At 36.8% G+C, this 25,732-nt stretch carries 44 protein-coding genes and 2 tRNA genes; all 46 read left to right on the top strand.

Annotated elements, in window-relative coordinates; all coding sequences use genetic code 11:
- Positions 1–41: 41 nt before the first annotated feature.
- The 46 genes from rpl4p to mvk all read left to right on the top strand — a co-directional run bounded on the left by rpl4p (position 42) and on the right by mvk (position 25,713).
- Positions 42–824 carry a 50S ribosomal protein L4 gene (rpl4p, locus tag EJ01_RS00675; RefSeq protein WP_048080012.1) on the top strand — a complete coding sequence of 261 codons (783 nt, stop codon included), beginning with the start codon at positions 42–44 and terminating at the stop codon, positions 822–824.
- A gap of 18 nt (positions 825–842) precedes the next feature.
- Positions 843–1,103 carry a 50S ribosomal protein L23 gene (locus EJ01_RS00670; protein ID WP_048080011.1) on the top strand — a complete coding sequence of 87 codons (261 nt, stop codon included), beginning with the start codon at positions 843–845 and terminating at the stop codon, positions 1,101–1,103.
- A 63-nt stretch (positions 1,104–1,166) separates the two neighbouring features.
- Positions 1,167–1,892: a 50S ribosomal protein L2 gene (locus EJ01_RS00665; protein ID WP_048080010.1), complete on the top strand. Its 726-nt coding sequence runs from the start codon at positions 1,167–1,169 to the stop codon at positions 1,890–1,892.
- 54 nt (positions 1,893–1,946) lie between these two features.
- Complete coding sequence (gene rpsS, locus EJ01_RS00660; protein WP_048080009.1) at positions 1,947–2,357, top strand: 30S ribosomal protein S19; 411 nt, start codon at positions 1,947–1,949, stop codon at positions 2,355–2,357.
- Between the two features lie 12 nt (positions 2,358–2,369).
- On the top strand, positions 2,370–2,831 hold the full coding sequence (rplV, locus tag EJ01_RS00655) for a 50S ribosomal protein L22 (protein ID WP_048080008.1): 462 nt from the start codon (positions 2,370–2,372) through the stop codon (positions 2,829–2,831).
- Between the two features lie 5 nt (positions 2,832–2,836).
- The gene (locus tag EJ01_RS00650) at positions 2,837–3,670 is read left to right on the top strand and encodes a 30S ribosomal protein S3 (RefSeq protein WP_048080007.1); all 834 of its coding nucleotides are present in this window, start codon (positions 2,837–2,839) and stop codon (positions 3,668–3,670) included.
- A gap of 38 nt (positions 3,671–3,708) precedes the next feature.
- Positions 3,709–3,915 (top strand): 50S ribosomal protein L29, encoded by a 207-nt coding sequence (gene rpmC / locus EJ01_RS00645; protein WP_048080006.1) that lies wholly within the window; start codon positions 3,709–3,711, stop codon positions 3,913–3,915.
- A 5-nt stretch (positions 3,916–3,920) separates the two neighbouring features.
- Complete coding sequence (gene yciH / locus EJ01_RS00640) at positions 3,921–4,226, top strand: stress response translation initiation inhibitor YciH (RefSeq protein WP_048080005.1); 306 nt, start codon at positions 3,921–3,923, stop codon at positions 4,224–4,226.
- A 363-nt stretch (positions 4,227–4,589) separates the two neighbouring features.
- Positions 4,590–4,871 carry a ribonuclease P protein component 1 gene (rnp1, locus tag EJ01_RS00635; protein ID WP_048080004.1) on the top strand — a complete coding sequence of 94 codons (282 nt, stop codon included), beginning with the start codon at positions 4,590–4,592 and terminating at the stop codon, positions 4,869–4,871.
- 4 nt (positions 4,872–4,875) lie between these two features.
- On the top strand, positions 4,876–5,196 hold the full coding sequence (locus tag EJ01_RS00630) for a 30S ribosomal protein S17 (RefSeq protein ID WP_048080003.1): 321 nt from the start codon (positions 4,876–4,878) through the stop codon (positions 5,194–5,196).
- 1 nt (position 5,197) lies between these two features.
- Positions 5,198–5,596: a 50S ribosomal protein L14 gene (locus EJ01_RS00625; protein WP_048080002.1), complete on the top strand. Its 399-nt coding sequence runs from the start codon at positions 5,198–5,200 to the stop codon at positions 5,594–5,596.
- A 17-nt stretch (positions 5,597–5,613) separates the two neighbouring features.
- A complete protein-coding gene (gene rplX / locus EJ01_RS00620) occupies positions 5,614–5,967 on the top strand; it encodes a 50S ribosomal protein L24 (protein ID WP_048080001.1) in 354 nt (117 codons plus the stop codon).
- Between the two features lies 1 nt (position 5,968).
- Positions 5,969–6,697, top strand: a complete 729-nt coding sequence (locus EJ01_RS00615; RefSeq protein WP_048080000.1) for a 30S ribosomal protein S4e — start codon at positions 5,969–5,971, stop codon at positions 6,695–6,697.
- Positions 6,698–7,216 carry a 50S ribosomal protein L5 gene (locus EJ01_RS00610; RefSeq protein ID WP_048079999.1) on the top strand — a complete coding sequence of 173 codons (519 nt, stop codon included), beginning with the start codon at positions 6,698–6,700 and terminating at the stop codon, positions 7,214–7,216.
- Entirely contained in the window at positions 7,209–7,361 is a 153-nt protein-coding gene (locus EJ01_RS16850) for a 30S ribosomal protein S14 (protein WP_176720184.1), read from the top strand. Before EJ01_RS00610 ends, EJ01_RS16850 begins: the two co-directional genes overlap by 8 nt.
- A gap of 9 nt (positions 7,362–7,370) precedes the next feature.
- Positions 7,371–7,763 carry a 30S ribosomal protein S8 gene (locus tag EJ01_RS00605; protein ID WP_084689116.1) on the top strand — a complete coding sequence of 131 codons (393 nt, stop codon included), beginning with the start codon at positions 7,371–7,373 and terminating at the stop codon, positions 7,761–7,763.
- A gap of 15 nt (positions 7,764–7,778) precedes the next feature.
- Positions 7,779–8,312 (top strand): 50S ribosomal protein L6, encoded by a 534-nt coding sequence (locus EJ01_RS00600; RefSeq protein ID WP_048079998.1) that lies wholly within the window; start codon positions 7,779–7,781, stop codon positions 8,310–8,312.
- Between the two features lie 12 nt (positions 8,313–8,324).
- Positions 8,325–8,660 (top strand): 50S ribosomal protein L32e, encoded by a 336-nt coding sequence (locus tag EJ01_RS00595; RefSeq protein WP_048079997.1) that lies wholly within the window; start codon positions 8,325–8,327, stop codon positions 8,658–8,660.
- Between the two features lie 162 nt (positions 8,661–8,822).
- Positions 8,823–9,269 carry a 50S ribosomal protein L19e gene (locus EJ01_RS00590; RefSeq protein ID WP_048079996.1) on the top strand — a complete coding sequence of 149 codons (447 nt, stop codon included), beginning with the start codon at positions 8,823–8,825 and terminating at the stop codon, positions 9,267–9,269.
- 16 nt (positions 9,270–9,285) lie between these two features.
- Positions 9,286–9,870: a 50S ribosomal protein L18 gene (locus tag EJ01_RS00585; RefSeq protein WP_048079995.1), complete on the top strand. Its 585-nt coding sequence runs from the start codon at positions 9,286–9,288 to the stop codon at positions 9,868–9,870.
- Complete coding sequence (gene rpsE, locus EJ01_RS00580; RefSeq protein WP_048079994.1) at positions 9,867–10,508, top strand: 30S ribosomal protein S5; 642 nt, start codon at positions 9,867–9,869, stop codon at positions 10,506–10,508. Before EJ01_RS00585 ends, rpsE begins: the two co-directional genes overlap by 4 nt.
- 11 nt (positions 10,509–10,519) lie before the next feature.
- The gene (gene rpmD, locus EJ01_RS00575) at positions 10,520–10,978 is read left to right on the top strand and encodes a 50S ribosomal protein L30 (protein WP_048079993.1); all 459 of its coding nucleotides are present in this window, start codon (positions 10,520–10,522) and stop codon (positions 10,976–10,978) included.
- Between the two features lie 25 nt (positions 10,979–11,003).
- Positions 11,004–11,441, top strand: coding sequence for an uL15m family ribosomal protein (locus EJ01_RS00570; RefSeq protein WP_048079992.1), 438 nt, complete (start codon positions 11,004–11,006; stop codon positions 11,439–11,441).
- A gap of 28 nt (positions 11,442–11,469) precedes the next feature.
- Positions 11,470–12,813, top strand: a complete 1,344-nt coding sequence (secY, locus tag EJ01_RS00565) for a preprotein translocase subunit SecY (protein WP_048079991.1) — start codon at positions 11,470–11,472, stop codon at positions 12,811–12,813.
- A gap of 12 nt (positions 12,814–12,825) precedes the next feature.
- Positions 12,826–13,383: an adenylate kinase gene (locus tag EJ01_RS00560; RefSeq protein ID WP_048080527.1), complete on the top strand. Its 558-nt coding sequence runs from the start codon at positions 12,826–12,828 to the stop codon at positions 13,381–13,383.
- A 35-nt stretch (positions 13,384–13,418) separates the two neighbouring features.
- The gene (locus EJ01_RS00555) at positions 13,419–13,982 is read left to right on the top strand and encodes an EMC3/TMCO1 family protein (RefSeq protein WP_048079990.1); all 564 of its coding nucleotides are present in this window, start codon (positions 13,419–13,421) and stop codon (positions 13,980–13,982) included.
- 79 nt (positions 13,983–14,061) lie between these two features.
- A complete protein-coding gene (locus tag EJ01_RS00550; protein WP_048079989.1) occupies positions 14,062–14,331 on the top strand; it encodes a 50S ribosomal protein L34e in 270 nt (89 codons plus the stop codon).
- Positions 14,328–14,858: a (d)CMP kinase gene (cmk, locus tag EJ01_RS00545; RefSeq protein ID WP_048079988.1), complete on the top strand. Its 531-nt coding sequence runs from the start codon at positions 14,328–14,330 to the stop codon at positions 14,856–14,858. Before EJ01_RS00550 ends, cmk begins: the two co-directional genes overlap by 4 nt.
- Positions 14,846–15,073 (top strand): 50S ribosomal protein L14e, encoded by a 228-nt coding sequence (locus EJ01_RS00540; protein WP_048079987.1) that lies wholly within the window; start codon positions 14,846–14,848, stop codon positions 15,071–15,073. Before cmk ends, EJ01_RS00540 begins: the two co-directional genes overlap by 13 nt.
- 33 nt (positions 15,074–15,106) lie before the next feature.
- On the top strand, positions 15,107–16,069 hold the full coding sequence (locus EJ01_RS00535; protein ID WP_048079986.1) for an RNA-guided pseudouridylation complex pseudouridine synthase subunit Cbf5: 963 nt from the start codon (positions 15,107–15,109) through the stop codon (positions 16,067–16,069).
- A 339-nt stretch (positions 16,070–16,408) separates the two neighbouring features.
- Positions 16,409–16,493, top strand: a tRNA-Ser gene (locus tag EJ01_RS00530).
- Positions 16,494–16,753: 260 nt separating this feature from the next.
- Positions 16,754–17,209: a 30S ribosomal protein S13 gene (locus tag EJ01_RS00525; protein WP_048079985.1), complete on the top strand. Its 456-nt coding sequence runs from the start codon at positions 16,754–16,756 to the stop codon at positions 17,207–17,209.
- A 24-nt stretch (positions 17,210–17,233) separates the two neighbouring features.
- Entirely contained in the window at positions 17,234–17,764 is a 531-nt protein-coding gene (locus tag EJ01_RS00520; RefSeq protein WP_048079984.1) for a 30S ribosomal protein S4, read from the top strand.
- 17 nt (positions 17,765–17,781) lie between these two features.
- On the top strand, positions 17,782–18,174 hold the full coding sequence (locus tag EJ01_RS00515; RefSeq protein ID WP_048079983.1) for a 30S ribosomal protein S11: 393 nt from the start codon (positions 17,782–17,784) through the stop codon (positions 18,172–18,174).
- A 1-nt stretch (position 18,175) separates the two neighbouring features.
- Entirely contained in the window at positions 18,176–18,970 is a 795-nt protein-coding gene (locus EJ01_RS00510; protein ID WP_048079982.1) for a DNA-directed RNA polymerase subunit D, read from the top strand.
- Positions 18,971–19,330, top strand: a complete 360-nt coding sequence (locus EJ01_RS00505) for a 50S ribosomal protein L18e (RefSeq protein WP_048079981.1) — start codon at positions 18,971–18,973, stop codon at positions 19,328–19,330. It begins immediately after the preceding gene.
- Positions 19,331–19,345: 15 nt separating this feature from the next.
- Positions 19,346–19,774, top strand: a complete 429-nt coding sequence (locus tag EJ01_RS00500; protein WP_048079980.1) for a 50S ribosomal protein L13 — start codon at positions 19,346–19,348, stop codon at positions 19,772–19,774.
- Positions 19,775–19,782: 8 nt separating this feature from the next.
- Positions 19,783–20,184, top strand: a complete 402-nt coding sequence (locus EJ01_RS00495; protein ID WP_048079979.1) for a 30S ribosomal protein S9 — start codon at positions 19,783–19,785, stop codon at positions 20,182–20,184.
- A 233-nt stretch (positions 20,185–20,417) separates the two neighbouring features.
- Positions 20,418–20,585: a DNA-directed RNA polymerase subunit N gene (locus EJ01_RS00490; protein WP_048079978.1), complete on the top strand. Its 168-nt coding sequence runs from the start codon at positions 20,418–20,420 to the stop codon at positions 20,583–20,585.
- Positions 20,586–20,724 (top strand) — tRNA-Pro (locus EJ01_RS17050).
- A gap of 314 nt (positions 20,725–21,038) precedes the next feature.
- Positions 21,039–21,212, top strand: coding sequence for a DNA-directed RNA polymerase subunit K (locus EJ01_RS00485; RefSeq protein ID WP_048079977.1), 174 nt, complete (start codon positions 21,039–21,041; stop codon positions 21,210–21,212).
- 173 nt (positions 21,213–21,385) lie between these two features.
- Positions 21,386–22,624 carry a phosphopyruvate hydratase gene (gene eno / locus EJ01_RS00480; protein WP_048079976.1) on the top strand — a complete coding sequence of 413 codons (1,239 nt, stop codon included), beginning with the start codon at positions 21,386–21,388 and terminating at the stop codon, positions 22,622–22,624.
- Between the two features lie 16 nt (positions 22,625–22,640).
- On the top strand, positions 22,641–22,835 hold the full coding sequence (locus EJ01_RS00475; protein ID WP_048079975.1) for a 4Fe-4S dicluster domain-containing protein: 195 nt from the start codon (positions 22,641–22,643) through the stop codon (positions 22,833–22,835).
- Positions 22,836–22,956: 121 nt separating this feature from the next.
- Positions 22,957–23,553, top strand: coding sequence for a 30S ribosomal protein S2 (gene rpsB, locus EJ01_RS00470; RefSeq protein ID WP_048079974.1), 597 nt, complete (start codon positions 22,957–22,959; stop codon positions 23,551–23,553).
- 248 nt (positions 23,554–23,801) lie between these two features.
- On the top strand, positions 23,802–24,641 hold the full coding sequence (amrB, locus tag EJ01_RS00465) for an AmmeMemoRadiSam system protein B (RefSeq protein ID WP_048079973.1): 840 nt from the start codon (positions 23,802–23,804) through the stop codon (positions 24,639–24,641).
- Positions 24,642–24,747: 106 nt separating this feature from the next.
- Positions 24,748–25,713 (top strand): mevalonate kinase, encoded by a 966-nt coding sequence (gene mvk / locus EJ01_RS00460; protein WP_048079972.1) that lies wholly within the window; start codon positions 24,748–24,750, stop codon positions 25,711–25,713.
- The last annotated feature ends 19 nt before the right edge of the window (positions 25,714–25,732 follow it).

Raw genomic sequence — 25,732 nt, 5'->3', positions numbered from 1 at the left:
TTAATCATATCATATTTGGAATAATTAAAGAGGGATATTAAATGAAAAAGATCAAGGTTTATTCACTGGAAGGCGAAGTCATAGACGAAATCAAGCTACCTGATATTTTCAACGAAGAATTTAGACCAGACATCATTAAAAGAGCAGTCATTTCTTCACAAACAGCAAGGATCCAACCATGGGGTACAGACCCTATGGCAGGAAAAAGAACAACTGCTGAATCTTACGGTTCTGGCCGTGGTGCAGCAATGGTGCCTCGTGTAAAAGGAAGCAGACACCCTGCAGGTTCTAAAGCAGCATTCGTACCTCAAGCTATAGGTGGTAGAAAAGCACACCCACCAAGGCCTATAAAGGTTTACCACGAGAAAATAAACAGGAAAGAAAGAAGATTAGCAATAAGGTCAGCAATTGCTGCAACTACCAACAAAGAACTGGTAGAAAACAGGGGACACAAAATTGAAAACGTGCCTCAGGTTCCATTTGTAATTGATGATGAATTAGCTAAAATTAAAAGCACTAAAGAAACAAGAGAAATATTCAAAAAACTCGGAATAATGGATGACATTGTCAGAGCTAAAACCGGTAAAACAATTAGAGCCGGAAAAGGTAAAATGAGGGGTAGGAAATACAAAGTACCAAAAGGACCACTAATAGTTGTCGGGGAAGATAAAGGAATAAGCTTAGGTGCAAGAAACCACCCTGGAGTTGACATTGTATCTGTTGAAAATTTAAACACCGAACTTTTAGCACCAGGTACACATCCTGGAAGATTTACAATATTCACCAAATCTGCAATTGAAAAGTTAGGTGAACTTTTCCAATAAGTTAAAGGACGTGTAAACATGGATCCTTATTCAATAATAATAAAACCTCATTTAACAGAAAAAAGTATGAATGCAATTGATCAAAACAATGAATTAACATTTGTAGTAATAAGGACTGCTAAAAAGTCTGAGATCAAAAATGCATTTGAAGACCTTTATGCTGTTAAAGTGGAAAGAGTAAACACCCAAGTTACATCTAAAGGTGTTAAAATAGCCTATATTAAATTGGCAGCAGAACATAGCGCAGAGGATATAGCAGTTAAAATGGGAGTATTCTAATATTCTTTAATTTAATTTGATATCCGCAAAGACCTTTTTAAGGTCATGTATGGAGGAATAAAAATGGGAAAACGTTTGATATCACAGAGGAGAGGAAGGGGAACCCCTACTCACAGAAGTGCGTCGCATCGATTTAAAGGAAAAATCGAATACCGATCATATGATAATATAGAAAAGGAAGGCAGTTTAAAAGGAAAAATTGCTGACATTATTCATGACCCTGGAAGAAGTGCACCAGTGGCATTAGTAAAGTTTGAAAATGGCGAAAAGTTACTTGTTTTAGCGCCAGAAAGTGTACAAATAAATGATGATATAGAATTTGGAGTTTCAGCACCAATAAAGGCTGGAAACGCATTACCACTTGCACAAATTCCGGAAGGTACACCATTATATAATCTTGAAAAAAATCCAGGAGATGGCGGAAAATTCGTTAAATCATCTGGTACTTACGCTTCTTTAATAACCCATGATGTAGGAAAGGCAATCGTTGAATTGCCATCTGGAGAATTGAAAGCATTCAACCCTGCCTGCAGAGCAACAATAGGAGTCGTTGCTGGAGGAGGAAGAAAGGAAAAACCGTTCCTCAAAGCCGGAAACAGGTTCTATGCTTTAAATGCTAAAGGTAAAAAGAATGTTAGTGTTAGAGGAGTAGCAATGAACGCTGTAGATCACCCACACGGTGGTGGAAACAGACAACATCCAGGAAGGCCAACTACAGTTTCAAGACATGCGCCAGCAGGAAGAAAAGTTGGTTCAATTGCTGCTAAAAGAACAGGGCGAAGAAGATAAATTTAAGATATTTGAAAAAGGGAAATTTAAAATAAGTTATAAGGAGGAGACTAATTGGCTAGAAAAGAATTTGTATATCGCGGTTATACTTTAGAAGAGTTACAGCAAATGCCATTGGACAACGTTATTGATCTGTTCCCATCAAGACAGAGAAGATCCTTAAAACGAGGATTTTTACCAAGGCAGAAAAAGGTACTCGAAAAAATTAGAAAATTAAAAAAAGATGAAAACAAGGGTGGAAGACCTCAAATAATTAAAACCCATTGTAGGGATATGATTGTCCTTCCAGAAATGGTTGGAGTAACCTTTGGAATTTACAACGGGAAAGAATTCACTGAAGTTACAATTCAGCCTGAAATGATTGGATGTTACTTTGGAGAATTTGCACCAACAAGAAAACGAGTAGAACACGGAGATCCGGGAATGGGTGCTACAAGGTCATCTATGTTCGTACCTCTTAAATAAGGAGAGAATACAATGGCAAAGATTAACTACGCTTTTACAGACGACGATAAGTCTAAAACAGCAAAAGCTCTTGGAAGATCTCTTAAGATCTCTCCAAAACATGCTGTTGAGATATGTAACAGGATAAGAGGAATGAAGGTAGAAAAAGCCGAAGCTTACCTTGAAGACGTAATTGAAATGAAAACTGCGGTTCCATTTAAAAGGCATAACAAAAAAGTAGGTCACAGAAGAGGAATTGGAGGATGGCCAACTGGTAGATATCCAGTTAAAGCTGCAAAACAGATCCTTGACATACTCAAAAATGCTGAAGCAAACGCTGAATATAAAGGCCTTGATACAGAAAATCTCAAGATAATGCATATATCCAGCCACAGGGGATACGTAATACGTGGATGGACCCCAAGAGCTTTCGGAAGGGCTAGCCCATTTAACACACCAACTACACATGTACAAATCGTTCTAGGGGAGGCATAGATTACATGATTGAAAAAGATTTTGTTACAGAAGGTCTTAAAAGGACAAGAATTGATGAATACCTTGAAAGTGAGCTTGAAAGAGCTGGATATGGTGGAATGGAAGTCCAACTAACTCCTCTAGGTACAATGGTTGTTGTTTATGCAGAACGCCCAGGTATGGTTATAGGAAGAGGTGGAAAAACCGTCCGTAACATAACCCAAACTTTAAAATCAAACTACGGGCTTGAAAATCCTCAAGTAGAAGTTAAAGAAGTTGACGTTCCTGAACTTAACCCAAAAATAATGGCTCATAAAATCGCAGCAATGCTACAGCGTGGAATGCACTTTAGGAGAGTTGCATACACAGCACTTAGAAGAATTATGGGTGCTGGAGCACAGGGTGTAGAAGTTACAATTTCTGGTAAAATAAGAGGTGCAAGATCTGCAACTGCAAAATTCAACGATGGATACCTTAAAAAATGTGGTGAACCATCCACAAGATTTGTCAGATCAGGATTTGCAACAGTTCAACTAAAACCAGGTGTTCTGGGAATATATGTTAGAATTATGCCGCCGGGAATGGTTTTACCTGATAAAGTGGATATCATAAAGGTTGAAACTGAAGAACCAGAAGTTGAAGCAGTTACCAAAACTGTGGAAACAGAAGAAGTTGAAGAGTCCCCTGAAGAAGTAGAAGAAAAACCTAGTGCAATTTCTGAAGAAGTCGAAGAAGAAGCAGCTGAAGAAACAAGCGAAATCGAAGATACTACCGCCGAAGAACCAGAAGAACAAGAAGAAACAAGTGAAGACGAAGAAGATACAAAAGAAGCACAAGAAGAACCAGAGAAAACAGAATAGAATGACAGATACAATAAATATAAAAGGGATGGAATGACATGGTAATATTAAGGAGCAAAGAAATACGTGAAATGGATATTGAGGAAGTTCAGAAAAAACTGGATGAACTCAAAGCAGAATATGCAAAAAATGTTTCAAAAAGTTCTGCAGCTGGAGTTTATGATAACCCTGGAAAAATTAAAGAACTTAAAAGAACAATTGCACGTGTCCTTACCATAATGAACGAAAAACAGAGGGAGAAGTAAAATAGATGAAAGTCTGTGAGATATGTGGTCTTCCAGAAGAACTTTGCGTCTGTGAGGAAATAGCTCGAGAGATTCAGAAAGTTAAAGTATACACAGTAAGAAGGCGATTCGGAAAGCTTATGACCATCGTAGAAGGTATAGATGAGCACGATATTGATATTAGGGAACTGACAAAAGAACTCAAGGCAAAATGTGCCTGTGGAGGAACAGCTAAAAAAGGCCAGATTGAACTTCAAGGGGATCATAAACAGAAGGTCAAACAAGTTCTGGCTAATATGGGTTTTTCTTCAGATACAATAGAAATAAGATAATTTTTGCAGAACCGTAAAAAACCGCGGGTTTTTTGGGTTCATAAAATCAAATTTTTGAGCATGTAAAAATTAAAGATTTTTTACAGCTACAAAACCTAAGAAAACTGTCAAAAATGGAGCACAAATACTTTCGGGGAGTGCTCCAAATTTTCTGATTTGAGAGATTTACAAAACCGAATCAGTAAAAATTCAGTAATATCTAGCGAATCTCAGGGTCCAAAGTATCTGGATTGCAGGCAAAAACCATGTTTTTGTCGCCACAAAACAAGCTGCAAATAATTTCTATTTGCTGCTCAAAAATCATGGATTTTTGATAGTTTTGCAGGCACGCAAAGTAATGAGACTTTCAAATACTATTAAAAAATGATAACTCCAAAAAACATATTTCGTCATGAGTTAATTGGACTTCCTGTTAAGGTTGCTCATAGTACTCATGAAGAACTAATTGGAATCGAAGGAAAAGTTGTTGATGAAACTAAGAGTACTATCCGAATTGAAACGGGTAGCACTGAAAAAATAATTCCCAAGGGAGTTGCAACTTTTCATTTTTATTTGCCGGATGGCAGTATTGTTGAAGTAGAGGGTAAGATTATCATTGCTCGCCCTGAAGATAGAATAAAAAAGAAATTCAGGAAATTTTGGTGATAACATGATAGGTATCGACGTTACAGAACCTAAAGAAAAATGTGAAGATCCTAACTGTCCGTTTCACGGCACTCTTCCTGTAAGAGGCCAAATATTAGAAGGTATAGTTACAAGTAACAAGGCAGAAAGGACAATTACAGTAGAAAGAAGTTTCTACAAATTTATCCGAAAATACGAAAGATATGAAAAAAGGAAATCAAAAATACAAGCACACCTACCAGACTGCATGAACGTTAACGTGGGCGATTCAGTAAAAATTGCAGAATGCAGACCACTAAGTAAAACAAAAAATTTTGTGGTTATAGAGGTCAAGGGAGATAAGTAAAATGAAAGCTATCAGCTCAAATGTTACAAGGGTTTTACCTATCGGTGCCAGACTTCAATGCGTTGACAACACAGGTGCAAGAGAAGTTGAAATAGTATCTGTTAAAGGATACAAAGGTGTAAGACGAAGACTTGCAACTGCTGGCGTCGGTGATATGATCATAGTTTCTGTTAAAAAAGGAACTGTAGACATGAGGAAAGAAGTCATGACTGCAGTAGTTGTAAGGCAGAAAAAAGAATATAAAAGGGCAGATGGCCTAAGGGTTAAATTTGAAGATAATGCAGCAGTTATAATTAGCCCTGAAGGTGTTCTAAAGGGTTCTGAAATAAGAGGTCCAGTTGCAAAAGAAGCAGCTGAAAGATGGCCTGGTATCGGAAGCGCTGCAAGTACAATAGTTTAAAATTTTAGGTGATTATAATGTCAAAACAACCAAGAAAACAGAGGAAATTCCTCCATAAAGCACCTTTACATGTACGTCATAATTTAATGAGTGTAACATTAAGTGACGAACTCAGGGAACAGTACGGAAAAAGATCAATCCCTGTAAGAAAAGGTGATACTGTACAGGTAATGCGCGGTGACTTTAAAGATCACGAAGGAAAAGTTGAAAAAGTCGACATTAAAAATTACAGGGTCCTTATAGAAGGAGCTTCTGTACAGAAACCAGACGGGAATCAAGTTTATCACTCAGTACATCCATCCAACTTAAGAATAGTTGAACTGGATCTTGAGGATGACGAAAGAAGTGAAATAGTAGAGAGGAAGGGATAAAATGGCAATAATGGGATCAAGAAAACATCTTAAACGTTTCAAAGCACCAAAACACTGGCCAATTCATCCAAAAGAAAATAAATGGACCACCAAACCAAATGCAGGTCCACATGCTATAGAAGGATCATTACCTTTACTCCTTATAGTTCGTGATATCCTCGGCGTTGCTGATAACGCAAGGGAAGCAAAAAGAATTATAAACAACGGTGAAATTCTTGTAGATGGGAGAGCAAGAAAAGATTACAAGTTCCCTGTTGGATTTATGGATGTAATTGAAATTCCAAAATCTGAAAAAGTTTACAGGGTTTTACCTGATGAAAAAGGAAGGCTAACACTCCAATCCATTGCTGCAGAAAATAAAGATTTTAAACTCTGCAAAATTACAGACAAAACTACAATACGTGGAGGAAAAACTCAACTCAATCTCCATGATGGAAGAAACCAGATTGTAGACAATGGGTACAAAGTTGGGGATGTAGTAATTCTTAAAGTTCCAGAACAGGAAATAACTGAAAGCATTGACTTTGCAAAAGGCAATATAGGCCTTATAACTGGTGGTAAACACACTGGTGAAATTGGTAGAATAAAAGAAATTAACATAACCAAATCTTCAATGCCTAACACTGTTGAAATGGAAACTGAAGATAAAAATACTTTCCTTACATTAAAAGATTACGTTTTTGTAATCGGTAAAGAAAAACCAGCAATTGCACTTCCTGGAGGCAAATAGATGAACCCTATGGAAGAAGTTAAAATAGCCAAAGCAACCGTTAATATTGGTGTCGGTGAAAGTGGAGAAAGGCTTGCAAGAGCTGAAAAATTATTATCAAGCATAACAGGCCAACAACCTGTACGTACTTATTCTAAAGTTACAAACCCTGAATTCGGTATCAGAAAAGGGCAGCCTATCGCATGTAAAGTTACACTGCGTGGCGTGAAAGCTGATAAAGCTATCAAAATGGTACTGGAAGGTATTGAAAGAAGGATAAAAGCAACTCAATTCGATGCTCAGGGTAATCTTTCATTTGGAATACATGAACACATAGATATTCCTGGAATGCGTTATGATCCAGATATTGGTATATTTGGGATGGATGTTTCCATAACCTTCGAAAAACCAGGTTACAGGATAAACCGAAGGAAAATACAGAGGAGAAAAGTTCCAGATAAACATAAAGTCACTAAAGAAGACTCTATTAAATTTATGGAAGAAAATTTCCAGGTTAAAATATTAACTAAAGGTGATTAATTTGCCAAGAAAATACGGAAAAGCATCAAGAAAGTGTAGCAGATGCAACGATCATTCTGCACTCGTTAGAAGGTACGGGCTCATGTTATGCAGACAGTGCTTCAGAGAAATCGCCCCTAAAATCGGGTTTAAAAAATATAATTAAGAGGTGTTAATTGTGCTTATGGATCCTCTAGCAAACGCGCTTACTAACATGAGAAACAATGAAATGCAGGGAAATAAAAGATGTAAAATTTCTCCAGCATCCAAGATGATAGGGCGTGTTTTAAGAACAATGCAAAAAGAAGGGTATATCGGCGAATTTGAGTTTGTCGATGATAACAGAGCTGGACAGTTCATAGTTGAACTTGAAGGAAATATAAACAAGTGCGGTGTAATAAAGCCAAGACACGCCGTTAAAAAGGACGAATTTGAAAAATTTGAAAAGAGGTACTTACCATCTAAAAACTTTGGAATTATGATCCTCACAACACCTGAAGGGATCATGACTCACAAAGAAGCCAAAGATAAGGGAATTGGTGGTAGGCTCTTAGTATATGTTTATTAAATACTAGGTGATAAAATGGTTGAAGCAGTAGTCCTTAGAGAGGAAATTCCTATTCCTGAGGGTATTGATGTCACTATAGAAGATGGAGTGACTGTAAAAGGATCAAAAGGACAGCTCTCAAGGAAATTTAACTATCCTAATGTTGTAATTAAAAAGGACAACGGTAACGTAGTATTAGAAGCTCATTTTCCTAAAAAAAAGGATAAAGCAATGCTTGGAACTATAAGGTCCCATATCAGCAACATGATAACAGGATTAACAGATGGATTTACTTATAACATGAAAATAGTTTATGCTCACTTCCCTATGACTGTAAAAGCTGGCAAGGACAAAGTTACCATAGAAAACTTCCTTGGTGAAAGGTATCCTAGGACAGCAAAAATTGTTGGAAGTGCTAAAGTTCAGGTAAAAGGTGAAGATGTAGTAGTCACAGGTATCAACAAAGAAGATGTTGGACAGACTATGGCCAACCTTGAACAGGCTACCAAAATAAAGGGAAGAGATCCAAGGGTATTCCAGGATGGAATATACTTTGTAAGTCGGGAATAAGGCGGTGACGAAATGAAAAAACCAGATTTTAAAAGGCAGGAATGGTTTAGATACAAAAAACTCGGAGATAAATGGAGGAAACCTAAAGGAAAAACCAGTAAAACCCGAAGATACGAAAAAGGAAAACCTGCAATGCCTTCAATAGGTTACGGATCTCCAAAAGCGACAAGAGGACTTCATCCTTCAGGATATATGGATGTGCTTGTCTGCAATATGAAAGAACTTGAAAACCTGGACCCAGCTACACAAGCAGGTAGAATTAGTTCTACCATTGGAAAAAGGAAAAAAGAAGTAATGCTTGCACGGGCAAAAGAACTAGGAATCAAGATTCTAAATAAGGGAATTTAAGTACTTAATGCAAAGTACTTAAAGTCAGTATTATTTACTGACGTTTTTGCATTTGCAAATTAAATTTATTGAACTCGTAAAGAGTTTTGATCAACCGGGGACACTCAGTGTTTGAAATCAAGTTCTACCATGAATTTGAACGGTTGAAATGGAGGTTTCTTCATGAATCTTACTACTCAAAAAAGATTGGCTGCAGATATACTCAAAGTCGGGGAAAACAGGGTATGGATAGATCCTGAAAGGACAGAAGAAGTATCAAGAGCCATAACTCGAGAAAGTGTAAAACAACTCATAAATAATAAAGCTATAATGGCAAAACCACAAAAAGGCATAAGCAGCTATAGGTCAAAAAAGATAGCTGCACAAAAGAAAAAAGGAAGAAGAAAAGGCCATGGTAGTACAAAAGGAGCTAAAGGAGCTAAAAATCCAAAGAAAGAAGCTTGGATGACTACTATACGTGCTTTAAGAACTGATCTAAAAGATATGAGAGATAATAGGGAGATTAATAAAACTACCTATAGAAAGCTCTATAAAATGGCAAAGGGTGGCGCTTTCAGAAGCAAATCCTACATGAAAACCTATGCAAGGGATCATGGTCTGCTTAGGTAAATAAGGAGGAATTTAATTGGCACAAGGATCAAGATACAAAGTGGCTTTTAAAAGAAGGAAAGAAGGTAAAACTAATTATGGAGCAAGATTAAAACTCATTGAATTAGATAAATTACGACTGGTTGTAAGGATCACTAACAACCATGTAATATCACAAATAGTTAAAGTTGCTCTAGAAGGGGATGAAACTCTGGTTTCAGCACATTCCAATGAACTTAAAAAAATGGGATGGCTTGGATCTACTAAAAACACATCTGCAGCATATCTAACTGGATTTTTATGCGGGAAAAAAGCATTAAATGAAGGTATAGATGAAGCTATCTTAGACATCGGTTTAAGATCACCTACCAAAGGTACAAACATATTTGCAGTACTCAAAGGGGCAGTAGATGCAGGACTCAATATTCCTCATGGTAGTGCAATTTTACCTTCAGATGAGAGGATAAATGGGGAACACGTAGCACAGTACGCTGAATCTTTAAGTGATGATGAACTTAACAAAAAATTCTCAGGATACATTAAAAATGGGTTATCCCCAAAAGACCTCCCTGACCATTTTGGAAAGATTAAACAAAAAATAGATGATGAGGTATCAGGATGAACTATAATAAAGAAGAATGGGAACCAAAAACCAATCTGGGACGTATGGTCAAGGAAGGCACAATAACTGATATAGATGAAATTTTGGAAAAAGGCCTTCCAATCATGGAGCTTGAAATTGTCAACACTCTCCTACCAGATTTAGAAGAAGAAGTAATGGATGTAAATCTCGTTCAGAGGATGCACAAATCTGGAAGAAAAGTTAATTTCAGGGTTATTGTCGCAGTTGGAAATAAAAAAGGATATGTAGGGCTAGGACAAGGTAAAGCTAAAGAAGTAGGTCCTGCAATAAGAAAAGCTGTTGACAATGCTAAATATAATATAATCAAAGTAAGAAGAGGCTGTGGTGACTGGGGATGTGTTTGTGGAAGAGAACACACCGTACCATTTAAAGTATCTGGAAAAAGTGGTAGTGTAAGGGTAACTTTAATCCCAGCACCTGGTGGAGTAGGTCTTGCAGTAGGAGATGTTGGAAAAACTATCCTTGGACTTGCAGGAATATACGATGTATGGTCTCAGACAATGGGGCAAACTCAAACAACCATAAACTTCGCAAATGCTGTTTTTGATGCTTTAAAACAATTAAGCAAAGTTAAAGCGAGGAAATCCGACCTTAAAAGTCTTGGAGTCGCAGTATAATTGGTGATAACATGATTGCAGCAATAAGAGTAAGAGGCAGGACAGGAATCAGGAAAGACATTGAAGACACACTTAAAATGTTAAAGCTCACCAGAATTAATCATGCAGTTTTAATTGAAGATAATCCTAGCTACTTAGGAATGCTTCAAAAAGCTAAGGATTATATAACTTGGGGCGAAGTTGACGCAGACTCAGTAACAAGTCTTATATCAAAAAGAGGGAAATTACCGGGTAACGTTAAACTCACTGAAGAGTATGTTAAAGAAAACACTGACTTTTCTTCTATAGAAGACCTTTCAAAAGCAGTAGTAGAATCTGGTGCTAAATTGGAAGACAGTGGGGTAAAACCAGTATTCAGACTTCACCCTCCAAGGAAAGGATATAAAGACCTTAAAAAGACATTTGCAGAATCAGGAACCTTAGGTTACAGAGGGGATAAAATAGGAGATCTCATCAAAAAGATGATCTAACCTATTAATTTTTGGAGGATTATTTATGATAAGAAGGACACGAAAAATAAGGAAAATGAGGGGTTCACGAACTGTGGGCGGTGGCTGTTCTAAAAAACGAAGAGGTGCCGGAAACAGGGGTGGACGAGGAAACTCAGATCTTCACAAAGGTAAATGGACATGGGTTGTCAAATTCGATCCAAAACACTTTGGAAAATACGGATTTAAAAGACCTCAAAGAAGTATCTTCAAATTCGTTCCAGTAAACTTAGACTACTTAGATGAAAAATCAGAAGAATTTGTAAAACAAGGCTTAGCAACTAATAAAAACGGTGCTATTGAAATAGACATTACCGACCTTGGCTACAACAAAGTTTTAGGAAAAGGTAAAGTAAGCAAGCCTTTAATTATAAAATCACCTAAATTTTCCAGTTTAGCAATTCAAAAAATAGAAGAAGCTGGTGGGGAAGTAGTAATTCTTTAAATGAGTATTAAATTAAGGAGTGAATTTCTTGCTTGAAAAGCTACAACCAATTTTTTCAATAATTCCTCAGGTCAGATCGCCCATACAAAGGCTATCTTTTAGAGATAAGATTAAATGGACAGGTATAATTCTTATACTGTATTTTGCCCTCACTAACATCAGCCTTTTTGGGCTTAGTTCCGCGGCTGTTGATCAATTTGGAGCATTAAGAGCTGTAATGGCGGGTAGTTTTGGTTCAATTCTTACACTTGGTATAGGGCCAATAGTTTCAGCGTCTATTATACTCCAGCTTTTGGTCGGGGGAAAGATACTAAATTTAGATCTTTCAAGGCATGAGGATAAAGCTTTATTTCAAGGAACTCAAAAACTCCTTGCTATCATATTCACACTGTTTGAGGCAGCTGTGCTTGTTTTAGCAGGTGCTGTTCCACCATCAGATCCATCATTCACTGCCCTTCTTGTAGCACAGATTACCCTTGGCGGAATTGCCATAATCTACATGGATGAGGTTGTGTCAAAATGGGGATTTGGAAGTGGAGTAGGCCTTTTCATTGTTGCCGGAGTATCCCAGCAAATACTGGTAAGTGCATTTAACTTCCTTCCATCAGCGACTTCACCCGGAGTACCTGCAGGAAAAATTCCGCAGTTCATATATCTTCTGACAACAGGAGCGCCTGATTTCACCCTACTTATTCCAATATTTGCTACAATTATAGTATTTTTAATTGTAGTATACGCGGAAAGTATGCGTATTGAAATACCATTATCGTATGGTGGAGTTAAAGGTGCAAGGGGAAAATATCCTCTGAGGTTCATATATGCAAGTAACATGCCGGTTATATTAACAAGTGCACTCCTTTTGAACGTGCAGTTGTTTGCTTCAGTGTTCCAGAAAATAGGGTTCCCAATTCTTGGACAGGTTTCAAATGGTCAGGCTATAAATGGAATTGCATATTACCTTACAACTCCAACTAGCCTGAGTGTAGTTCTCACTGATCCATTAAAAGTGCTTATCTATGCTATTGTATTCCTGGGATCATGTGTCTTATTTGCATGGCTCTGGGTTGAGTTAAGTGGAATAGGACCGAAACAGGTTGCAAAACAGCTTCACCAGATGGGAATGCAGATTCCTGGTCAGAGAAGCAGCAGAGCCCATTTTGAAAGGATACTGAAAAGGTATATCCCGGGTATAACTGTTCTTGGAGGATTATTTGTCGGGCTTTTAGCATTTGGTGCAGATTTAACAAGTGCTTTAGGTGGAGGTACAGGTATTCTTCTGACAGTGGGTATAGTATACAGGTTGTATGAAGAAATAGCACAGGAACAGTTGATGGATATGCATCCAATGCTCAGGAAATTCTTAGGAGATTAAAGAGGAATGGATATGAAAGTCGGCGTAATTGCAGGAATTCCAGGATCAGGAAGCACTACAGTTTTAACTAAAGCACTCGAAGCTTTAGATTATATACATGTCAACTATGGAGATGTAATGCTTGAAATTGCACAAAAAGCGGGTCTTGTGGAAGATAGAGATTCTTTAAGAAAATTATCTCCAGATGTGCAAAAAGAAATTCAGAAAAATGCTGCAAAAAGTATAAGAGAGATGTCAGAGGATAATAATATTATTGTCGATACTCACTGTACTATAAAAACACCTGCTGGTTTTTTACCTGGACTTCCAAAATGGGTATTAGACGAACTTCAGCCAGATATTTTCATACTAATTGAAGCAGACAGCGATGAAATTTTGATGAGAAGACTCAACGACAAAACAAGAACAAGAGATATGGAAAAACTAAGTGATATACAACTCCATCAAGAAATGAACCGTTCAATGTCCATGGCTTACGCAGCACTTACCGGTGCTACAGTAAAAATTATTGAAAATCATGACAACAGGCTTGAAGAACCTGTAGAAAATATGATAAATACTTTAAAATAATTTAATTAAATATTTTAAAACAAGAGGAACACAAAATGGTATTAGAATGGATTATGGCAGGGTTAAACTCTTTATTTGACCCCATAATATATTATTTTGGTCCCAATAAATTTTTGGCTGTATTTGTAATAGGAGCCATAATTTCGTTTGTGACCACACTTGCAAACAAGCTTCTTGTAGACCAGGACAGACTCATGTATCTCCAAGATGAGATGAAATCTTTCAATCAAGAAATGGTGGAAGCAAGGAAAACAAACGATCCAAAAGCATTGGCAAAAGTTCAAAAAAAGCAGATGGAGTTTATGAGCCTTCAAAAAGAAATGATGCTCATGTCATTTAAACCGATGATAGTGACATTTGTCCCAATACTTATAGTATTCTGGTGGATGGCTCAATCACAGTTAAATAATATAGTAATCCAGTTACCATCATTTGCTTATTATATACTTTTAGTCCCTATCTGGCATATGTTCTATCACTTATCGCCGGGATTAAGTGGAATGGTTATCGAATGGCTAGGATGGTATATATTAGCTGCATTCGGATTTTCATTCGTATTCAGGAAATTGATGGGACTTAAAAGTGCTGGAGGAATGTAACACATTCATTCGGTGAATTCAAGATCATGCAGATTGCTTAATTGCTTTCTGCTAATTATTAAAATCAGGAGAGATGTATATGCCACAATTAAGATACAGATCTAGATCATACAGAAGAATATTCAAAAAAACCCCTGGAGGAAAAACGGTCTTACGTTACAAGAAGAAAAAACCAAGCAAGCACATCTGTGCAGAATGTGGTAAGTTTCTTCATGGAGTCCCAAGGGGCAGACCATATGAAATAAACAAACTTTCAAAATCTAAAAAAAGGCCAAACAGGCCTTATGGAGGAAACCTTTGCCCTGAATGTGCACGAAAAGTGTTTAAAAGAGAGGCAAGGAAAGAATGATTATAACTATCAGCGGATTAGCTGGGAGTGGTACCACTACAGCTTCCAAAATACTATCAAAAAAACTGGATATTCCATATGTCTCAGCCGGTGATATTTTTCGCCAGATGGCTGCTGAAAAAAATATGGATCTTCTAGAATTTGGTAAATTCGCTGAAGAGAATGATGATATTGATATCTTGATTGACAAACGACAAGCAGAAATGGCGAATAAAAGCAAAAATCTGATTGTTGAGGGAAGGCTGTCTGCACATTTTGTAGATGCTGACCTTAAAGTAGGGTTTATAGCCCCTATAGATGTCCGTACAAAAAGGATATGTGAGAGGGAAAATAAATCTTATGAAGTTGTCAAGGAAGAAATAATTTCAAGAAGTAATAGCGAAGCAAAACGGTATCATGAGATACATGGTATCGACATTAATAACATGGAAATTTATGACCTCATCATAAATACCGGAAGTTTTAATGCTCAAAGCATCGCTGATATCATATTAAAAGTAATAGAGGTGATTTCATGCCAGCAATAGAAGTAGGAAGAGTATGTGTTAAGATTGCAGGAAGAGAAGCAGGCGAAAAATGTGTTATAGTTGAAGTTATAGATGATAAATTTGTTGAAGTTGTTGGAACAAACATCAAAAACAGAAGATGCAACATAAAACATTTAGAACCAGTTGATCAGACTATTGAAGTAAAATCTGACAACGTAGAAGAAATTAAAAAAGAACTCGAAGCAGCAGCTTAATCGCGTATAAACGTGTAATTTTAAGGTTATTTAATGGCAGATTTACTTATAAAAGCCGAAGGTGAAACTGATCCAGACTACGGGACTTTCCCTGATGAAAGACCCATAGAAGATCATATAAAAAGAGGAATTGTAAACCTTGATAAACCTTCAGGCCCAACATCCCATGAAATCGATTCATGGGTTAAAAGAATTCTTGGAGTGGAAAAAACAGGTCATGGGGGAACCTTAGACCCCAAAGTTACTGGAGTTTTGCCTATAGGCATAGACTATGCTACAAGAGTTATTCAAATGCTGCTTGGTGCAGACAAAGAATATGTATGTCTTATGCACCTGCATGAAGCAATTTCAAAAGCTGAAATAAGAGAAATATTGAAGGAGTTTCAGGGAAAAATTTTCCAGACACCACCACTCAAATCTGCTGTAAAGCGCGAAATGAGAGTTCGAAATATTTATTACGTTAATATCCTTGAGATAGATGGCCAGGATGTCCTTTTTAAAATAGGATGTGAAGGTGGAACTTATATAAGAAAGTACTGCCATGATATAGGTGAAGCACTTGGAATCGGTGCTCATATGGCAGAACTTCGAAGAACCAAATCTGGACCATTTACAGAGGATGAAACATTAACTACCCTTCAAGATTTGACCGATGCATATCATATCTGGAAGGAAGAAGGAGATGAATCTTTCCTCAGGGACTGCATACTTCCTATGGAGTTAGCAGTAAAACATCTCCCTAAAATTATCATAAGGGATTCTGCAGTTGACGCGGTTTGTCATGGTGCAGACCTTGCAGCAGGCGGAATAGTAAGCCTTGATGATAAAATTAAAGAAAACGATACTGTAGCAATTATGACTCTTAAAGGTGAACTTGTTGCAGCAGGTGAAAGTTTAAAAACATCTAAGGAAATATATAAAGCAAATAAAGGCATAGTGATAGATATAAAAAAAGTTTTTATGGAACCTGGAACATATCCAAAGATGTGGAAGTAGTAAGTTTATATGATATTCAAGTTTTCAGCTATCAAGTAAAGACTATTCTTTAAATAAATTCAAAGTTGAACTGGATTATACGACCGATACAACCATTAAGCTTTTAAAGGTTTAAGAACATACACTTTATGTCTAGCAATTGGACACGTAATCATATTGCAAACTAGTTAATATATACAACAAATTAATCGTATGCCTGGATAGTCAAGCTCAAACGCTCAAAAATTCGAAGAATTTTTGGCGCCCCGAAGATTATAAATTTTCGAGGGCTTTTTAAAAAAGTTTGATCAAAATGTCATTTTGGCTATCTATAGTAAAAAACAACTAAATTAATCAGATGCCGGGATAGTCTAGCTTGGTAAGGCGCAAGACTGGAAATCTTGTGGAGCTTTGCTCCGCCTGGGTTCAAATCCCAGTCCCGGCGTTCAAAAAATCTGTGATTTTTTGGCGTTCACAAAACTTTTAGTTTTGTAGCGGTCAAAAATAAAATTTTTTGACATGTCTCGAAACAAGTTTTCGGAGACGTTCAATGCAAGTTTTTTTATCTTTGTATTCACCCGTCCAAACTTATACTGGATACAAAATCTTGCTCAAATTTGCACAAATATTTAAAATAATTAAATTATACTGGAAAACAAAGAAGTAAGGCATTCTGGTCTTATAAAAAAGTTTAGAGGTCAAATAATGGAAGAAGAATTCAAACACTTGGTCCGTATTGCCAGAAAGGATGTAGATGGTAATAAAACCATTGAAAATGCTCTTGCTGATGTCAAAGGAGTAGGCAAAGCACTATCCCGAGCAGTAGGCATTGTCATGGATCTTGACTTAAGTCAAAAAATTGGATACTTACCTGATGAAAAAGTACTGGAAATTGAAGAAGTTCTCAAGAACCCTGCATCACATAACGTTCCTGACTGGATGTTAAACAGGCGTAACGATTATGAAACAGGCGAAACTGGTCATTTAATTGAATCTGACCTTATGATGACATTAAGGGAAGATTTAAACAGAATGAAGAAAACAAGAAGCTACAAAGGAAGAAGACACGAAGTCGGACTCCCAGTTAGAGGACAGAGGACAAAATCTACCTTCAGAAAAGGATCATCTGTTGGTGTTAGAAGAAGGAGAGGAAGAGCATAATTATAATTTAAAGGAGATAATAATATGGGACATCCAAGAAGAGCAAGAAAAAAATATGATACACCACCTCATCCATGGAACGCTGACAGGATTAAAGAAGAAAACAAGCTTACCCAAAAATACGGCTTAAAAAACAAAAAGGAAATTTGGAAAGCCGAAACTATGGTTAAAAGGTACAGGAGAGATGCAAGGCACCTCTTAGGTATGGTAACTGAACAGACCATTAAAGAAAGACAGGACCTTATTAATCACCTTGTACGCTACGGTATTTTAGCAGAAAGTGCAAATCTTGAAGATGTACTTGATTTAACTGTAGAAGACGTTTTAAGAAGAAGATTACAAACCATGGTACATAAAAAAGGACTTGCTACCACTGCAAAAGGAGCAAGACAGTTTGTTATACATGGACATATAGCTTTAGATGGGAAAAAAGTTGATTCACCAAGCTACATGATAAAAAGAGGGGAAGAAGACCTTATAGGATTTTACCCAGCTTCACCAGTAGAAAAACAGTACAAAGCAAGAACTGAAAAAACAGGTACTGATGAATCATAACTTAAAAAGGTGATATGATGGCAGAGAAAGAAAAATGGGGTGTAGCTAACATTTATTCATCCTTTAACAATACTATAATCACTATAACTGATATAACTGGAGCAGAAACCATTACACAATGGTCTGGTGGAAAAGTTGTAAGGGCAGATAGGCAGGAGTCATCTCCATTTGCAGCAATGGAAGCAGCAACAAGAGCAGCTGACGACGTTAAAGAGAAAGGAATAATTGGACTACACATAAAAGTAAGAGCCCCTGGTGGAAACGGACCAAGAACTCCGGGACCTGGTGCACAAGCTACAATAAGAGCTCTTGCAAGAGCCGGTATCAGAATAGGAAAAATAGAAGATGTTACCCCAATTCCTCATGACGGTACAGGAAGACCTGGAGGTAAGCGGGGAAGAAGGGTCTAACATGGAGATAGATGTTCGAGAGAAAAATGATAATGAACTCACATTTATCGTCGATGGTGTAGATATTTCCTTTATAAATGCAATAAGGAGAATATGCACTGTCGAAGTTCCAACACTTGCCATAGAAACAGTTGCAATAGTTAAAAATGACGCTGCTTTATTTGATGAGGTTTTAGCCCATAGATTAGGGTTAGTACCACTTGAAACAGATATAGAAGCATTTGAACTGGCATCTGAATGTGACTGCGAAAATGGCTGTCCAAGCTGCAGTGTATCTCTAATTTTAAAAGAAGAAGGTCCTAAAGTTGTATACTCTGGAGACCTTAGTTCAACTCATGAAGCTGTAAAACCAGTATATGATACAATTCCACTTCTAAAATTAAGAGAAGGGGAAGAAGTAGAACTTGAAGCTATAGCAAAACTTGGAATTGGATTGGAACACGCCAAATGGCAGCCTACAACAACATGTGCATACAAGTACTACCCTTTAATTACAATCGATGATACTTGTGAAGCATGCCAGAAATGTGTGGAACAATGTCCAAGAAATGTACTGGACTATGATGAGGCTGAAGGAAAAATCATTATCACAGATATCGAGAACTGCTCAATGTGCAAAACCTGTGTGAGGGGATGTGAGCAGGAATCAATTCATGTTGAATCACAGGAAGGTAAATTTATATTTAAAATTGAAACAGACGGGTCATTATCTCCTGAAGAAGTTTTAGTAAATGCATGTGATATCCTGAAGGATAAATCAGAAAAAATTGTGGCATTTTCTAAAGGAGGAAGTTAAATGAAACTTACAAAGACAAATCCGAAAATCACAGAAATTATAGGGAACCTTAAAGAAAAGTCATACCATGAAGATGTCAAAATATGGAAAGATATCGCAAAAAGGCTTGAGAGATCAACCAGAAGGTATGCAGAAGTTAACTTATCTAAAATAAACAGACATTCATCTCCAGATGAAACCATCATAGTCCCTGGAAAAATCCTTGGAAGTGGTGAACTGGACCATAAAGTTAACGTGGTAGCACTCAGCTTCTCAAAAAGAGCAGAAGAAAAAATAGATGCTGCTGGCGGTAAATGTTTAGGAATCTCAGAAATTCTCGATGAAAATCCAAAGGGAAATAAAATAAGGATAATCGAGTAAAAAAGGTGTATTTTTATGATTATAGATGGCGAAGGACTCATTATGGGAAGACTTGCAAGTACAGTAAGCAAGATGCTTCTAAATGGTGAGAGTGTAGTAGTTTTAAATGCCGAAAAAATTTTAATTTCAGGCACAAAAGAATGGGCATATGCCAGGTACAAACAAAGAGTTGACAGAGCAAGTATATCAAATCCAAGGAAAATGGGACCAAAATACCCAAGAAGACCTGATGATATATTTAGAAGAACTGTAAGAGGAATGATACCTTACAGGAAAACAAGCGGAAGAGAAGCATTCAAAGGTCTTAAAGTCTTTGTAGGAATACCAAAAGAATTTGCAGATGCTGAAATCTTTAAATTAGAAGAAGCAATGCCTAAAAATATTAAAAAAAGTATCGAACTTGGAACCATCTCAAAGTTACTTGGAGCGAAGTTTGAAGTATAGGTGTTAATATGAAGAAAGTAATTCACACAAGCGGAAAAAGAAAAACTGCAATAGCTAGGGGCAAATTCAGAGAAGGAAAAGGAAGAATTCGAATAAACAAACGCCCAGTTGAACTTTATGATCCAGAACTTGCAAGACTCAAAATTACAGAGCCATTAGTACTTGCTGGAGACATCGTCAACAGTATCGATATCGATGTTAAAGTTGTCGGTGGGGGAGTAATGGGACAGGCTGAAGCTGCACGTATGGTCATAGCGAAAGGACTCATACAGTGGACAAGCGACATGGATTTAAAAGAAAAATTCACTCAGTATGACCGAACTATGCTCGTTGGTGACCCTAGAAGATCCGAACCTAAAAAGTACGGTGGAAGGGGAGCCAGAGCTAGAAGGCAGAAAAGTTACAGGTAATCTATTATTTAATCTTCTTGCCCAGAAAAAACCTTTATATTTTTAACTTATTAAATGCAAGAAGATTTAAAATTATTTTAAATATTTCCTATTTTTTTATAAAAAAGGATTTATTTAAAAACTAGAATATTAAAATATGATTTGTAATATACAGAAAAAATGTTTATATTAATATAATTTCTGTAATTTTACAGATATAAGGAATTGATTAAAAACTAGAAAGATGGTAAAACATGATTCCTATACGATGTATAAGCTGTGGTAAAGTTGTCTCTGCTTTTTTTGATGAATACAAAAAAAGGGTAGAAGACGGAGAAAACCCAAAAGAAGTTCTTGATGATCTTGGAATTTCTAAGTATTGTTGTAGAAGAATGTTAATAGCTCACGTTGAAGTATGGTGAGGGGCTGTAGGGTAGCTTGGTCCATCCTCCCAGCCATTGAACTAAATATCAACAATTCTTGAAATAATATTTTTTCAACTGGATCGGGGATGGTCACACCGGAATGCTGGCGACCCGAGTTCAAATCTCGGCAGCCCCATTAACTTAAGAGAATTTCTAAAAACCCATTTCATAATTCCCAAAAATCAAAAATTTTGATTTTTGATGATTTTGACAGTGTTTTGGGCCTTCGAAAATTGTCAAAATTTTTAATTTTGACGTTGAGGAAATCTACGATTTCCGAACCGCAAATCTTTCAGATTTGCAGGCATCGAAAAACTTCGTTTTTCGAATGCTTCGTTTTCGAGTTCGGGAAATTTTCAATTTGCAAACATAAAACTTACCGTTTTGATAGGTTAATAGAAATTCTCTTATGAAATTAAAAGGTTCAGTATTGAATCAGGAGAAGATGTTATGTCATCTGAAGAACTTACCAGGTTTGAAAAAGCAAGAATCATTGGTGCAAGAGCTCTCCAGTTATCAATGGGGGCAAAACCCGTAATAGAAATTGAAGGGTCAATTGATCCAATAGATATTGCACGTTTAGAACTTAAAAAAGGCGTAATTCCTCTTGGTATTAGAAAATAACCACTATTTTATGAAATTACAGCATACTGAGAGTTGCATTGGTAAAATGATAATTGGAATGAATCTATAATTTTATCACAACTGTGAATAGGCGCTGATAATTCAAATGATAAATGTGGTTTTAAAGGAAATAGGTGGTACTGATAATCTATCATCTATAAAGAGGTGTTTTTGTGGATAGTATTATTGAAGACGTCCGTGTACGAAAAATTTTAGATAGTAGGGGAAACCCAACAGTAGAAGTAGATGTTTTAACATGGAATGGTTTTGGAAGAGCTGCAGCACCAAGTGGTGCCAGTACAGGTATACGTGAAGTTACAGCATTTCCAGAAGGCGGTGTTGATAAAATAATAAGTGAAGTTGAAGATGTTATCTCATCTGAACTTATTGGAATGGATGCCGAAGACTTAAATGATATAGATATGGTTTTAAAAGAAATAGATGGTACCGATAACCTATCTTCTATAGGTGGTAACACTATAGTTGCTGTTTCAATGGCAACTGCAAAGGCTGCCGCTGCATCTTATAACCTGCCGCTTTACAAATTCCTGGGAGGAATCACCAAAAATGAAATTCCATATCCTTTAGGAAATATGATAAACGGTGGAGCACACGCTGGTGAAAATGCACCTGATATTCAGGAATTTTTAGTTCTTCCAGTAGGAGCAGAAAGTATAACTGAAGCAGTGTTTGCAAACTCAAGCGTTCATAAAAAAATTGGTTCCCTCATAAAAGCCAAAGACAGCACTTTCACTGGTGGAAAAGGAGACGAAGGTGGATGGGCACCTAACCTTACCAATGAAGAAGCCCTCTCAATCCAGGCAAAAGCCTGTGAAGAAGTAGGCGATGAACTTGGAATTGAAATAAGACCCTGCCTTGACATGGCCGCAAGTGAAATGTGGGACGGCTCTAAATATGTTTATGAGAGAGAAGGCGTAAGCAGAGATATTGGTGAACAGATAGACTTTGTTAAAGAAATCATTGATACTTATAACATGTTCTATGTTGAAGATCCTATACAGGAAGGCGATTTTGAAGCATTTGCAGAACTTACCCGAAAATCAGGGGACAAATGCCTTATCTGTGGAGATGACCTGTTTGTGACCAATGCAGAAATTCTTCAGGAAGGAATTGATGTAGGTGCTGCAAATTCAATTATCATAAAACCAAATCAGATTGGAACATTAAGCGATACCTACGCAACAGTTAAACTTGCAAAAGCCAATGGTTACGTACCAGTTGTATCACACAGATCTGGTGAAACAACCGACGAAACAATAGCTCACTTAGCAGTTGGATTCGCAAGCCCAATAATTAAAACTGGAGCACTGGGCGGAGAAAGAATCGCAAAACTTAACGAACTTATCAGAATTGAAGAAGAGATGATCAATCCAAAAATGGCAGATATTTAAACACAAGGTGATACATATGGTTAAGATAACTATCGACCACGATAAATGCGACGGTGCAGACTGCGCAGAATGCGTCGACGTATGCCCAATGGAAGTCCTTATAATTGAAGGGGACAAAATAGTTATTGTAAATAAGGAAGAATGCAGCTTATGTGAAGTTTGCATGGATGTATGTCCTAATGAGGCAGTAGAAGTTGAGGATGATGAATAATCATCCATCTCATTTAGGAAAAGCCGTTAAAACGGACTAAAAAACCACTAAATTTTGGAATATTAAAAAATACATAAAATTTTATATAAACACAAATTTTTAAATTATTGAGGTGATTAATTTGTCAGAACTTTTAATTCCATTAGACAAGTACTTAGCAGCAGGTTTACACATTGGAACTCAGCAAAAAACTAAAGACATGGAACGATACATATATAGAGTAAGAGCAGATGGGCTCTATGTTTTAGATGTAAGGAAAACCAACGATAGAATAGTATCAGCAGCAAAATTCCTTGCAAAATATGACCCTGACGATATATTAGTTGTGTCCACAAGACAATACGGTCAGGCTCCTGTTAAGAAATTTGGAAAGCTCACTGGTGCAAAAACAATACCTGGAAGGTTCATACCAGGAACATTAACCAATCCAAATTACGCTAAATTCATAGAACCAAAAGTACTTGTAGTAACAGACCCAAGATCCGATTCACAGGCTATAATTGAAGCAAAACAGATAGGAATACCTGTTGTTGCACTCTGTGATACAGAAAACTTACTTGGAAATGTAGATATTGTGCTGCCTGTAAACAACAAAGGTAGAAAAGCTATTGCACTTGTCTACTGGTTACTTGCTAGACAGATGTTAAGGGCAAACGGAGCATTAGGCGAAGATGAAGACCTCGAAATGCAGCCAGCTGATTTCGAGTTAAAAATTTAATCTTTAAACTATGCTTAAAATCATAGATTTACAGCGTTCAGCTAAAATCTATGTATTTTCGAAAATATTTCGAATTTAAATCGAGGAATATGATTTGCCATACTTCCCGATTAACAGCTTACAGATCCTATGAATCAAACTTTTTGGTGCTTTTAAGATGTGTAAGCTGACTTGAGTAAAAACTAACTCAATTGAAATTGTAAATATTAACCAAAATTGAGTTTAAAAACAAAAGAGGCAGTGATTTTATGATAAGAAAACCTGCAGTTGCAGGCGTTTTTTATGAAAGTAATCCTGAGTCTTTAAAAAACAGAATAGAATGGTGCTTTAAACATGAATTGGGTCCCGGAAAAATCCCAACTATGGGTAATAAAAGGGAAATAAAGGGTGTAATGGCACCTCATGCAGGTTACCTGTATTCCGGGCCAATTGCAGCACATTCTTACTATAAGATCGTAGAGGATGGATTTCCAGAAACTTTCGTGATCCTGTGTCCTAACCACACTGGACTTGGATCAGGCATATCAACAATGTTGGAAGGAGAATGGGAAACGCCCTTAGGAAATGTAGAAATAGATACTGCATTTGCAAAGGAAATGATAGAGGATGCAGGAATCATTGATTCTGATGTGTCTTCTCATGTCCGGGAGCACAGCTGTGAAGTGCATCTACCATTTTTACAGTATTTCAGTGATGATTTCAAAATTGTTCCAGTAACCATGTGGATTCAGGATCTTGAAACATCCTATGATATAGGTAATTCCATAAAAAAGACAGCAGAAGCCCTTGGAACCTCTGTTGGAATAATTGCAAGTTCAGATATGACCCATTACAGGCCGCAAAATATTGCAGCTACAAATGACAAACAGGTCCTGGATGCAATAGATGCGATGGATGAAAAACTAATGATGAAAAGAGTTTTAGACCTTAACGTTACGATGTGTGGTTATGGTCCTGTAGCATCGACTATTATTGCTTCAAAAGGGTTAGGGGCCCAAAATGCAGAAGTATTGAAATACGCAACGAGTGGAGATCTAACTGGAGATTACAGTGCAGTAGTTGGTTATGCATCTGCTATGTTCTGGTAAATATAAAGTTAAATAAATAATATAAATCTGCCAATAATGTCTACTTAGTCACTATTGACGCTTAAATCATTAAATTAAGATTATCAAGATTATCACGGTGAATTAAATGCACGTCAAGGCATCTGCACCAGGAAAAGCAATCCTATTTGGAGAACATGCAGTTGTATATGGCAAACCTGCCATTGCAATGGCAATAAGTAAAAGGTCATGTGTAGAAGTCTTAGAAGGCAGCACCACTAATATAAATGTAAATATTAAAGATTTAGGAATAAGAGGGTGTATTGATTTTAACAGCGGAGCTATCATATCTGATTCTCCTAAGAAAGGCATCCTGAAGTACATACTGGAATCCATTAAAAAAGTCCATGATGGTTCTGGAATAGATATAAATATAGATGTAAATATTCCCATTGGTGGGGGACTCGGGTCTTCAGCAGCGGTAACTGTTGCCACAATTGCAGCAGTTTCTGCATATAATGAAATAGATTTAAAAGAAGAAGAAATAGCCAAATATGCCCATGAAGTTGAACTGGTTGTTCAAAAATCTGCAAGCCCTTTAGATACTACTATAAGTACCTATGGTGGGTTGATTTATTTAGAAGCAAATGCTGAAGACATTGTGCAGTTGGATATTGATTATGATATTCCTGTTGTTATAGGATATACTGATACAAGGGGAGATACAGGAAAACTTGTTGAAGCAGTTAGAATAAGAAGAGATATATATCCTAATATCATTAATCCAGTAATTGATTCAATTGAACTTATAACGGAAGAAGCAAAACAAGCAATCCTTGAAAATGATAAAAAAAGGGTTGGAGAACTTATGAATATAAATCATGGGCTTTTAGATGCCATTGGTGTTAACACGAAAGAACTTTCAAGCATGGTTTATACTGCAAGAAATGCAGGAGCATGCGGATCTAAAATAACTGGTGCCGGCGGCGGCGGCAGCATAATAGCATACTGCCCTGGCGGAACTGCCAATGTCATATCTGCAATCAATGAAACAGAAAATGCTTTAAAGGCAGATATTTCAAAAGAAGGAGTAAAAATTACAACTTTATACTAATTTACACTAATCTAGAGGT

This window comes from Methanobacterium veterum (assembly GCF_000745485.1).
Taxonomy (GTDB): domain Archaea; phylum Methanobacteriota; class Methanobacteria; order Methanobacteriales; family Methanobacteriaceae; genus Methanobacterium_D; species Methanobacterium_D veterum.
This window is presented reverse-complemented; position numbering and strand designations above follow the sequence as displayed.